This is a genomic window from Tenacibaculum sp. IMCC1, assembly GCF_054906355.1.
The window spans coordinates 636,496-648,912 of sequence record NZ_CM142818.1; the positions used below are offsets into that span (position 1 = coordinate 636,496).

The 12,417-nt window shown below is 33.5% G+C and carries 10 protein-coding genes; 6 read left to right on the forward strand and 4 right to left on the reverse strand.

The genetic code is table 11. From position 1 onward, the window contains the following. Positions 1 to 25: 25 nt before the first annotated feature. Both ACXIHB_RS03065 and ACXIHB_RS03070 read right to left on the reverse strand, forming a co-directional pair. On the reverse strand, positions 26 to 496 hold the full coding sequence (locus ACXIHB_RS03065; protein ID WP_047788703.1) for a hypothetical protein: 471 nt from the start codon (positions 494 to 496) through the stop codon (positions 26 to 28). Next, a complete protein-coding gene (locus tag ACXIHB_RS03070; RefSeq protein WP_462098863.1) occupies positions 483 to 992 on the reverse strand; it encodes an RNA polymerase sigma factor in 510 nt (169 codons plus the stop codon). Before ACXIHB_RS03070 ends, ACXIHB_RS03065 begins: the two co-directional genes overlap by 14 nt. Positions 993 to 1,150: 158 nt before the next feature. Here ACXIHB_RS03070 and ACXIHB_RS03075 point away from each other — a divergent pair, with 158 nt between their 5' ends. Further along, a complete protein-coding gene (locus ACXIHB_RS03075) occupies positions 1,151 to 2,599 on the forward strand; it encodes a S41 family peptidase (RefSeq protein WP_462098864.1) in 1,449 nt (482 codons plus the stop codon). Positions 2,600 to 2,761: 162 nt separating this feature from the next. Here ACXIHB_RS03075 and ACXIHB_RS03080 read toward each other — a convergent pair whose 3' ends face one another. Next, complete coding sequence (locus ACXIHB_RS03080) at positions 2,762 to 3,655, reverse strand: DUF72 domain-containing protein (protein WP_462098865.1); 894 nt, start codon at positions 3,653 to 3,655, stop codon at positions 2,762 to 2,764. Then, entirely contained in the window at positions 3,652 to 4,611 is a 960-nt protein-coding gene (locus ACXIHB_RS03085) for a patatin-like phospholipase family protein (protein WP_125344893.1), read from the reverse strand. The genes ACXIHB_RS03080 and ACXIHB_RS03085 overlap by 4 nt, the downstream gene beginning before the upstream one ends. A gap of 150 nt (positions 4,612 to 4,761) precedes the next feature. On the opposite strand from ACXIHB_RS03085, the gene ACXIHB_RS03090 reads away from it, so the two are divergent. The 5 genes from ACXIHB_RS03090 to ACXIHB_RS03110 all read left to right on the forward strand — a co-directional run bounded on the left by ACXIHB_RS03090 (position 4,762) and on the right by ACXIHB_RS03110 (position 12,415). Further along, entirely contained in the window at positions 4,762 to 5,808 is a 1,047-nt protein-coding gene (locus tag ACXIHB_RS03090) for a WD40/YVTN/BNR-like repeat-containing protein (RefSeq protein WP_462098866.1), read from the forward strand. Positions 5,809 to 5,986: 178 nt separating this feature from the next. Further along, positions 5,987 to 8,932, forward strand: coding sequence for an amidohydrolase family protein (locus tag ACXIHB_RS03095; RefSeq protein ID WP_462098867.1), 2,946 nt, complete (start codon positions 5,987 to 5,989; stop codon positions 8,930 to 8,932). A 19-nt stretch (positions 8,933 to 8,951) separates the two neighbouring features. Beyond that, positions 8,952 to 10,250: an amidohydrolase family protein gene (locus ACXIHB_RS03100; RefSeq protein ID WP_462098868.1), complete on the forward strand. Its 1,299-nt coding sequence runs from the start codon at positions 8,952 to 8,954 to the stop codon at positions 10,248 to 10,250. A gap of 392 nt (positions 10,251 to 10,642) precedes the next feature. Further along, positions 10,643 to 11,437: a TrmH family RNA methyltransferase gene (locus ACXIHB_RS03105; protein ID WP_462098869.1), complete on the forward strand. Its 795-nt coding sequence runs from the start codon at positions 10,643 to 10,645 to the stop codon at positions 11,435 to 11,437. Positions 11,438 to 11,614: 177 nt separating this feature from the next. Beyond that, positions 11,615 to 12,415 (forward strand): DUF5684 domain-containing protein, encoded by an 801-nt coding sequence (locus tag ACXIHB_RS03110; RefSeq protein WP_462098870.1) that lies wholly within the window; start codon positions 11,615 to 11,617, stop codon positions 12,413 to 12,415. Positions 12,416 to 12,417: the final 2 nt, after the last annotated feature.

Here is a 12,417-nt window from a genome sequence, read left to right on the forward strand (position 1 = left end):
TAAGTACTTGGTTTTACTTTCTTAATTAATTTACTGTGTTTATTACTTTGTTTACTGTTTCTTCATAGGCTCCTAATTGTTCAATAGCATCATTTCCTTTTTTTAGGTTGTTTGAAACTGCATATAATGCATCGTTTCCTTTGTTTAAATTGACTGAAACTAGCTGCAACGCTTCTTTAATTTGTGCAAACTGTTTACGTTGTTGATACTTTTTGTACTCTTCATTGCCCATGAATACACTAAATAGTAAGACTACTGACGCTGCTACTGATAACCATTTCCAGTTCTTCTTAGTTTTCTCAGGTTTTAACTGAATGGTTTTCGTAAAGGTTTCGTCTTTACTTTGTTTAAAATAGCCAAACATCATACTATATTCTTGCAAATGCGGTGCCACGTTGTTTGAGGTAAAATACTCTTGTAACGTTTGCTCTTCTTGCAATGTTGTTTCTGCGTCTAGGTATTTATCTAATAACTTTTCTATGTTAGCTAACTCCATAGTTGTGTTGTTTTATTAATTCTTGTCTTATTGCTTTTCTAGCTCTTGATAATGCTACTCTTACAGCTGTCGGTTTCATATCAACCATTTTACATATTTCATCAAAATCATATTGTTCAATATCTCTTAATTGTATGATTATTTTTTGCTGCTCTGGTAACTTCTCTATAAGCTCATGTACTCGGTTTACACTGTCGTTATGTTCTACTCTCTTTTCTAAAGGAGTATCTTTCTCTTTATAATTACTATGAACCAATGTTAAATTACTTGCTTGTTTAGACTTTAATCTGTCATAACAGTAGTTCTTTGTCATTGTCATTGCAAATGCCTCTACATTTTTATAATTAGAGAGCTTCTCTTTATTTCTCCACAATTTAAAGTACAGCTCTTGTGTAGCGTCCTCAGCTTCTTCAGTAGAAACCAATAATCTCTTCGCTAAACGAAAGACTTTGTCTTTAAATGGTAATACAACTTTTAAAAAGTCCGATTGGTTCATGGTTTGGTTAATTAGTTTTGTAAGCCTATTAAAACAATTGCGTCTTATTTAACAGGTTTACATATCTACGACGACGCAGTTTCAAGTTTGTTACATCAATAATAAAAAAAATAATATTATTCAGTAAATTGCGTTGTTGTTACAACTAATATACTCTTATGAAATTACTTAAAGCATCCCTTATCGTCTTATTTTCAATACTACTTGTTTCATGTAGTGAAAAAGACGATGCACCTAAAAATATAGAGGTTCAAAATTTTGTTTGGAAAGGCTTAAACGCTTACTACTTATGGCAAGACTTAGTCCCTGATTTAGCTGACAGACGTTTTAATAACGATAATGAACTGTATAGTTATTTATCAGGATATGACGATCCTACTAATTTATTTTACAGTTTATTGTACATGCCTAATGAATACCCTAAAGATCCTAACAGAACCTATTCATGGATTGTAGACGATTATATTGCATTAGAAGAATCTTTTGCGGGAATACGTCTTACAAGTGGGATGAAATTAGAAGGAGCTGACTATGCTGATGGTTCAGGAGGCTATTATATATATGTATACGATGTTGTTACTGGTTCTAATGCCGATGCACAAGGAGTTACTCGTGGTATGATTATTACTGAGATTAACGGAACAACTATAACCAGAAGCAACGTAAATGATTTATTAGATAATGATACATTCACTATTCATTTAGCTGATTATAACGGAGGAAAGCCTGTTAGTAACGGAACAACTATTACAGTTACCAAATCTCAAGTAACAGAAAACCCTGTAAAAGTTACCAATGTAATTACTAATGGTAGCCATACCATTGGGTATTTAATGTACAATCAATTCTCTAGAAACTTTGATGGAGAGTTAAATGCTGAATTTGCTAAGTTTCAATCAGCAGGTCTTACCGACTTAATCATCGACTTACGTTATAACGGTGGTGGTTCTGTACAAACAGCTACTTATTTAGGAAGTATGATTACCGGACAGTTTAACAATGAGTTATTTGCGAAACAAGTATGGAATCATAAAGTAATGGAGGTAACAAACCTAGATTTATTAATCAATAACTTTACTAATCAGATTTTAAATAAGGACCAACAAGGTAATGTGGTGTTAGATGAAGCTATTAATAGCTTAAACCTAAATACTATTTACTTTATAGTTTCTGATGATTCTGCCTCTGCATCCGAATTAGTTATCAATGCACTAAAGCCTTATATTGATGTAAAGTTAGTAGGAACTCAAACTTACGGAAAGCATGTTGGTTCTATTACCTTATACGATTCTGACGATTATACTCGTAATGGCGATAACTTAAAGAGTCATACTTGGGCAATGCAACCTATTGTATTAGAAATTCAAAATAAAGATGGTGAAAATGCTCCTGAAGGGTTTATTCCTGAGGTTATCATTGATGAAGATCCAGGTAACTTAGGTATTTTAGGAGACCCTAACGAACCTTTATTACAAAGAACCATTCAATACATTACTACAGGAGCAAAAGGAGTACCTACCATGAAAAAAGGAGTTCAATTTTCTCCATCATGGAATTCAAATATGATGCGCCCTGATTATAACAATATGTATGTGGAGTTGAAATAAAGAACAAAACGATATAAAATAAAATCCAGCTTACTCAGCTGGATTTTTTAATACTATTTATTCAATAACCTACCATCTTATTACACACGACACTAGCATACGGTACCATTAGACACCATTGTCTTGTGATTAAAGACAGTACTGTCTGAAGTTTAAGACAAATTACAACAAACTCATTTGTTGGTTATTCTCTTCATTAGGAATCTTTAAGTCTACTCCTAACTCCTTATTTAGCTTTTTTATAAAGTAGGCTGCCAACAATGGTGATTCTACTTCTAAGTTTTGATGGATAAAAAAGTGAATATTCTCTAATCCTAAATCATTCCATTCTTTTAAACGAACCACCCAATCATCCAAACGTGTATAATCTGACGGATGATTTGCGCCAACATAACGAACAAAAGCTTCGTTATTCGTTAAGCGCATATGCATCATATCTCTTCTACCTGCTGTATCAACTAACACATTAGCTATGTTATGTTCTTCAAACAGCTTTGTAAACTCTTCAAACACCGTTGTGTCTTCAAACCAATCCGGATGTCGAACCTCTATAGCTAATGGTATACCTTTAGGCCAACTTACTACAAAGTTTTGTAGTCTTTCAAAGTTTTTATTTCCAAAATTAGCATGTAACTGTAAAAAGATGGTACCTAACTTTTCTTGTAAATGCGAGGCATTATCTAAATAAACATTCACCGCATCTTGTACGCCCTGTAAACGCTTCCAATGGCTTATCTCCTGCCCTAGCTTGGGAAAGAATTTAAAGTTTTTAGGAGTTTTAGCCTTCCACTTTTCAAACTGTTCTGCAGGAAACTGTCGGTAAAAAGTAGCATTAAGTTCTATAGAGTTAAATTGTTTCGAATAATACTCCAATTCATCTTTAGTTCCTCTCGGATAAAATCCTTTCAAATCTGCTTTATTCCATTTTGCACAGCCCACATACACATTAGGTTTACCACTCTTTTCATAAGAGTTTAATAGCTCTATTGTTTTAGGGTGTGTTTCAGGTAATGTAAAATCTATTAACTCTGGTTGTGCTACTTTTCCAAACTTCATACTTCACTATTTTCTATTCCTTCCTCTATTTCTTGATTATCTACCATCTCTGGTCTAAACTCTGTCATTCTATCATCATTCAGCTTTTTCGCATACTTATAGCCTGACTTCCACCATTTCTTCATTTTCTCTTTATCAAAAACTAACGAATTGGTTGTTAATACCGTTGGCGTATAGTATAAATTCAGCTTTACATTATGTTGTTTCGCAGAAAGCTTTCCTATCGTAATATTATGTCGCTCAACATTCTCCAACATAAAATCAAACGTATCCATCATCAGCGAAAAAGGGTTCTTAGCAGGCAATCTATTCATTTGTGTTACCTCCGTTGCTAAAATAATAGCATCCACCTCCGTCGCACCTCTTGCTATAGCTTCTCTTATAGGTATTAAACTTCCAAAACCACCATCAGCATACTGACAATGATCTTTTTCCAGTAAACTCATAAAAGGCACATAATTGCACGAACCCCAAATCCAATCGCAAAAATCTTCATATTCACATTCTAAGATAGATTTGTACTCAATTTGATTCGCGGTTAAATTGGATACTGTTACTACAACCTCTTTATTCAGCCTTCTAATTTCGTCGTACATTTCTTTAGTAACACTTTTACTTATAAGCTTTCGTAAGTTTTTACTCTCACCAAAAGTTTTACGACCATTTAAAAAGTTCCAAATCGTGTTTCTATGTCGTATAGAAACCACTTTTTCTCCATGTACCGATTTTACTCTGAACGGGCTGTTACTAAAAATAGCTTTTTGATCTACCGATGTATATATTTCTTTTAATTCATCAATCATACCCAAAGCCAAATGCGAAACCATCAAACTACCTGTTGATGTTCCTAAAAGCATGTCGTAATCTTTATTTTTATTTTTCATCAGGTATTGTGCAACACCGCCTGCAAAGGCTCCTTTACTTCCTCCTCCTGAAATTACTAAGGCTTTTTTCATTGATTTAAGTTTGGTTTTCCTATTTTTAGTTCTGTAAAAATATCAAAAATATGGAACCAACATAGGTAAAGTAAACTTTCTCTACATATTTACTAATTAATTTAAATTTCTAAGGTTACTTGCTCCATTTAAAACAACTAAAACAAACACATGAAACGATTATCATTCCTTTTCTTATTCTCTTTAACAATACTATCTTGTAAGCAAGAAAAGAAAACCCCAAGAACTTTTGAAACTATTAAAATTACCGAGTTTAAACAAGATAGTACCAGTATTAGAGCTATACTAGCTATTAGTAACGATGAGTTAATTTTTGCAGGCTCTAAAGGAGATATTACAACAACAAAAAATGGTGGTAGAACATGGCAAACACAAAGTTTAAAGTATAACGATACTATTATACCGCACTTTAGAAGCATTGCTAAAAATGGTGAAAATATATTTGCCTTATCGGTAGCAAACCCAGCCTTACTATATAAAGGATATGAAAACAAATATGAATTGGTATATAAGGAAGAACACGAAAAGGTTTTTTACGACTGTATACAATTCTTTGCCGATGGAAAACATGGTATTGCCGTTGGTGATCCTACAGAAGATTGTCCGTCTATTATTCTTACCTCAGACGGAGGAAATACGTGGACAAAACTACCTTGCTCACAGCTGCCTACTTTTGAAGAAGGAGAAGCCTTCTTTGCTGCTAGTAACACCAATATTGCTATTGTAAACAATACTGTTTGGATAGGTTCTGGAGGAACCAAAACACGTATTTTAAAATCTACCGATTTTGGAAACACTTGGGAGATTTTTGACACCCCAATTGTACAAGGTAACGGACCACAAGGAATTTACTCTATTGATTTTTATGATGAAAACCATGGAATTGCTATTGGAGGAAACTACTCAAAACCGGAAGACAATAACGCTAATAAAGCAATTACTACCGATGGTGGTAAAACATGGACACTCGTAGCTAATAATACCAATCCTAATTACAAAAGCTGCGTACAGTATGTACCTAACACGAACGGAGAAGAAGTTTTTGCTGTTGGAAAAACCGGAATATCATTTTCTAACGATGGCGGGCACACTTGGAAACAAATAAGTAAGGAAAGCTACTATGCTATTCAGTTTATTGACAGTAATACAGCCTGGTTATCTGGTCATGAAAAGATTGGAAAACTAGTTCTTAACTAAACTATCTTAGGGCAAGTAAACAAAGAACTATAAGAAAACCCATTTTAAGTCTATTAGGTAAGCCTTGGTGGATTAAATTCTTGGCTATCACCCTGTGATTAATTCTTAATGTTTTGTTAAAAGGAATTGTTTTCCTCTTTAACTATCTATTTTTATGAGCTAATCAACTCAATTTTAAATGAAAAAAATACTATTCTTACTCTTATCCCTGTGTATTAGTACCTCTTTTGCACAAGAGTACTTTCCTACCAACACAGGAGTAAAGTCATCCAAAAACAACGTGTATGCATTTACCAATGCTACTATTTATGTTACCCCTACCCAAGTAGTAAAAAAAGGAACACTACTTATTAAAGACGGTAAAGTTGTTGCTGTAGGTAAATCCGTTAACATACCTAACGAAGCACAAGTAATTAATCTAGATGGGAAATCTATGTATCCTTCTTTTGTTGATGCTTATTCAACCTTTGGCATTGCAAAACCTAAACGTGAGAGTGGTCGTGGTAAAAGACCACAATACGATGCTGGTAGAAAAGGATATTACTGGAACGACCATATTCGTCCTGATGTAGACGCTGCTGCTGAGTTTAACTTTGATGCTAAAAAAGCTAAAGAATTATTGTCTTTAGGTTTCGGTGCTGTTAATACACACCTAGAAGACGGTATTATGCAAGGTAACGGAGTTTTAGTTGCTTTAAACCCTAATAGTTCTGATGCTTACAGAATATTAGACAAACAATCAGGAAACTACTTATCGTTTTCTAAAAGTGCTAAATCACGTCAAAGCTACCCTACTTCACGTATGGGAGCCATGGCACTATTACGTCAAACATATTTAGACGCTGATTGGTATGCTAAAGGAAATGCAAAAAATACCGATTTAGCTTTAGAAGCTCTAAACAATAAAAAAGAGTTACCTCAAATATTTAATGCAGGTGGATATTTAGATAATATTCGTGCTGATAAAATTGGTGACGAATTTGGAATTCAATATACCATTGTAGGTGGAGGTAACGAATATGAAAGAATCAATGATATTAAAGCAACTAATGCTACTTACATTCTTCCTATTAACTTTAGAAATGCTTACGATGTATCAAATCCATTTTTAGCAAATAAAATTGCGCTAAGCGATATGCGCTCTTGGAATCAAGAACCAGCAAACCCTTCAATTTTAGCAAAAAACAAGGTTCCTTTTGCGTTAACTACCTATAAATTAAAGAAAGTAAAAGAGTTTAATAGCAATCTTCAAAAAGCTATTACTTACGGATTAGATAAAACTACAGCTTTAGAAGCGTTAACTACAGTACCTGCCAAGATTTTAAAGAATGATAAAATAGGAAATTTGAAAGCTGGTAGTTATGCTAACTTCTTAATTACTTCTGGTGATATTTTTGACAAACAAACTACTTTATATGAGAACTGGGTACAGGGTGATAAAAACACCATTAACTCAATGGATATTAAAGATATTACAGGTAAGTACACGTTAACAGTTAACGGAAAATCGTATGATATGACCATTACTGGTAAAGGAGCTAAACAAACAGCTGCTTTAAAAAGTGGAGATAAAAAAGTAAACAGTAAATCGTCTTTTAGCAACGACTGGTTACATATAACTCTTAAAGATGGTGACAACTACACTCGCTTAACAGCATTAGTACAAAACAAGCAACAAATTACGGGTACAGCTACCGACAACGATGGAAATGAAAGTACTTGGAATGCTACTTATACTGGAAAAGCTGACGCTAAAAAGAAAGGCGACAAGAAAAAAGAGACTACTCCTGAAATAGTAGCTGTTACCTATCCAAACATCGGATTAGGAAACCCTACAGCTCCGCAAAAAGAGACTATTTTAATTAAAAATGCTACGGTTTGGACTTCTGAAAACAACGAAGTACTAAACAATACCGATGTATTAATTAAAGATGGTAAAATAGCTAAAATAGGTACTAACTTATCTTCAATAGGTGCAAAAGTTATTGACGGAACTGGTAAGTATGTAACCGCAGGTATTATTGATGAGCATTCACATATTGCTACTTCCGCAGTAAACGAATCGGGACATAACTCAACAGCTGAGGTTACTATTGAAGACGTTATCAACCCTAACGATGTAAATATTTACAGAAACATTGCGGGTGGGGTTACTTCTATTCAAGTATTACACGGTTCTGCCAATCCAATTGGTGGACGTTCAGCAATTATCAAACTAAAATGGGGAGAGAATGCTGACGGAATGTTATACAACAACACACCTAAATTTATCAAGTTCGCTTTAGGTGAAAACGTAAAACAATCTAACTGGGGAGATTTAAATACCATTCGTTTCCCTCAAACACGTATGGGAGTTGAACAAGTATATATTGACTACTTCCAAAGAGCCAAAGAATACGATGCTAAAAAGAAAAGCGGACAGCCATATCGTAAGGATATTGAGTTAGAAACCTTAGCAGAAATTATTAATAAAGAACGTTTTATTTCTTGCCACTCTTACGTACAATCAGAAATTAATATGTTGATGAAAGTTGCAGAACAATTCAACTTTAACATTAATACGTTTACCCACATTTTAGAAGGATACAAACTAGCAGATAAAATGAAAGAACACGGAGTTGGTGGTTCTACTTTTGCTGACTGGTGGGCATATAAATATGAGGTTAACGACGCTATACCATACAACGCAGCTATTATGCACAATCAAGGAGTTACCGTTGCTATTAATTCTGATGATGCAGAAATGTCTCGTAGATTGAATCAAGAAGCCGCTAAACTAATTAAATATGGAGGTTTAAGCGAACAAGAAGCTTGGGCTACAGTTACTATCAATCCTGCTAAATTATTACACTTAAACGACCGTACAGGTAGTATCAAAGAAGGTAAAGATGCAGATGTTGTAGTATGGAGCGGAAATCCACTTTCAGTATATTCTAAAGCAGAGAAAACAATTATTGACGGAGCTGTTTATTTTGATATTGAAAAAGACTTAGAAAAGCGTAAAGCTATTAAAGCAGAGCGTGCTAAGTTAATTAACATGATGTTACAAGAGAAGATTAAAGGAGGTAAAACACAAGCTCCTAAAAAGAAAACTCAGAAATTATTTCACTGTGATACAGAATAAGAACTTAAAAACACACAACATGAAAATTAAATTAATATATAGTTTATTATGTTTCTTATTCTTAGGAAATATAATAGCGCAACAAACACCAGCACCCAAGCAAACTGAAGCTTATAGTATTGAAGGTGCTACAGCACATTTAGGAAACGGAGAAGTAATTGAAAACTCTTTAATTATGTTTTCTAACGGTAAAATAGCCCATGTAGGAAATGCTAATAGCAGAATTGCCCGTATGGGAACTGTTATTAATGCCAAAGGAAAACACATATATCCAGGATTCATTGCAGCAAACACCTCTTTAGGTTTAGCTGAAATTGATGCTGTACGTGCAACGAGAGACTTTGATGAGGTAGGTTCAATGTTACCACATATTCGTAGTATTATTGCCTATAATGCAGAAAGTAAAGTAGTAGAAACTATGCGTCCTAACGGCGTATTAATGGCACAAATTGCCCCACGTGGTGGTGTTATTTCAGGAACCTCTTCTGTAGTACAATTAGATGCTTGGAACTGGGAAGATGCTACTATTAAAACCGATGACGGTGTTCACATGAACTGGCCTCAGGTATTCTCGAGAGGTCGTTGGTGGATGGGTGAAGATCCAGGATTAAAGCCTAACAAAAACTATCAAAAAAGTATTGATAAGCTTACAAAATTTTTCGCCAATGCCAAAAGCTACCTAGCAGGTAACAAAACACCTAAAAACTTACCTTATGAAGCTTTACAGGGCGTTTTAAACGGTACACAAAAAATGTTTGTACACGTATCAGGAGAAAAAGGAATTACTGATGCTGTAAATATATGTAAAGAGTTAGGAGTTAAAAACATCGTGATTGTTCGCGGGCAAGAAGCTGAAAAAGTTGCTGACTTATTAAAAGCAAACAATGTACCTGTTATTTTAGAACGTGCTCACCGTTTGCCTAATGGTGAAGATGCAGATTATGACAGACCTTTTAGAGCAGCTAAGATATTAACCGATGCTGGTATTTTAGTAGGTTTAGGTATGGAAGGAGATATGGAACGTATGAGCACACGTAACTTACCTTTTTATGCAGGAACTTATGCTGCTTACGGATTAGGTAAAGAAAAAGCCTTACAATTAATTACTCAAAACAATGCTAAAATTTTAGGTATTGACAACAACGTAGGAACCTTAGAAGTTGGTAAAGACGCTACCCTATTTATTTCTGAAGGTGATGCTTTAGATATGCGTACCAATATTTTAACAGCTGCTTTTATACAAGGTAGAAAAATCAGCCTAGAATCGCATCAAACAAAATTATGGAAGCGTTATGCTAATAAATATAAAAATCAATAAACATCATCCTTAACGAATGAGATAGCAAAATCTCATTACTAGAACTTAAAAACATCATTCCGTAAAAGAATGATGTTTTTTTATGCACGAATAATAGGAATGCGCTACTGTATGATAACTTCATACACCACTGTATTATAACACCATACAGTAGTGTCGGGTGACTTCATACACTACTGTATGAAGCTTAATACAAACTAGTACGTCCCATATTTTGGTTTTGTTTGAAGGTTCAAACAGTAGCATCTAGTGTTAAACAACAGTGGTGTTTGGTGTTGAGCAACAGTACTGTTGTTTGCCTAACAACAGCTATAGCTAGTAATTATTCTTTTAGTAAGATGGTATTTTATTATAAAACAGAATAGTACTTTTGTATTCAGATATAATAGCAGATGAAACAGATTAGTAGTACACAAAACGCCTATATAAAAGAACTTTTAAAGCTTCAAGAGAAACCTAGAGAACGTAAGAAGAAAGGATTGTTTTTAGTAGAAGGACAACGTGAAATTTCGTTAGTTATTAAAGGAGGTTATGAAATAGACACCCTGCTGTTTGTTACTGATATGTTTACCGAAGAAAGTGTAAACAAAATTCTAAATAAGGCTGCTAACTGTATAGAAATAACAAAAGAAGTATACCAAAAGCTTGCCTATCGTGATACTACCGAGGGTATTATTGCTGTAGTAAAAGCTAAAAACTTCGATTTAGACGCTATTGAATTCAACACCACTACCCCACTCGTATTGGTTATGGAAGGTATTGAAAAACCAGGAAATATTGGTGCTATGTTACGTACTGCTGATGCTGCTAATGTGGATGCTGTTTTTATCGCCAACCCTAAAACGGATTTATTCAATCCTAATATCATACGTTCTAGTGTAGGTTGTGTATTTACCAATCAGATAGCTACAGGTACATCTGAAGACATTATAGCGTACTTACAGGAGCATAACATTCATATTTACAGTGCTACCCTACAAAATTCAAACGAGTACCATAAAAACGACTATACTAAGGCTACTGCTTTGGTAGTGGGTACAGAAGCTACAGGATTAACGCAAGTTTGGCGAGACAAAGCTACTCAGAATATCAACATCCCAATGCAAGGAGAAATAGATTCTATGAATGTATCGGTTGCCGCAGCTATCTTAACTTTTGAAGCGAAACGACAACGTAATTTTGTATAATAAGCTATTGAAAACATCATTTTAACCGTACATTTTTGTACGGTTTTTTATTTTGTTTTATCTTGGCTAGCGCTAATAAAAAAGAATAAAATTGCTATAGACTTCCGTTTATCACCTTTAATACTCCGGATAAAAGTAGTTTTAGTTCTTTTATAACGAGTTGTAAATAATACCCAAATGAAAATTAAAGAAATAATTAAAATAAGTCTAACAAAAAGTTTGTTTTTTGTTTTTTTGACCACGTTTCTTAAAAAGCTTTTTTATCTGATTTCTAATGTACAGAGACAAGAAGACACAATAATCATAGATGCAATATTCAATCAAATATATTGCGTGATAATATTCGGATTATTTTTACTGTTAGCTTATAAAAGTTACGAAAAAGACAGAAAAACTTCTTTCAATGATATTCTGACTATAACTTTGTTTTATGTTTTAATATCCTACCTTATCAGTTGGGTAATTGATTTTTCTTTTTATCATTTTCATGAATTTATAAATAACTCAGAAGAGAAAAGTAAAACTGGACTTCTGGGTTTAATGGATTTTAGTCCCTATCACGTGAATAATTTTGATTTGATACAATATTTTTTTATCACACCTTATATTTCAATTTTGGAATTCTTAAAAAGTGGTAATTTCTCATGGCTATTTAATATTTTTTATCCACCTAGCTTTTTGATTGCTACCATTATAATTTACTTCAAAAGTTTATATATTCTCTTTGAAAAAGAAAATAAAACAAAGTTTTACGCTTTGATTCCAATTTTAAATAATATTACACTGTTAAGAATAACGAACAAACCTATTTGGTGGATTGTACCACTACTTATACCTTTTATTCGTTTTATTCCTAAATTTTTCATTAATCAAATTCTTGCAAAAACATATAAAAAAAACAAATCATTTGCTTTTGGAATGACTTTTTTTCCTTGGTTTTTTTATGGAAAACTGACATTAGAAAACAAATCTTATTAAAA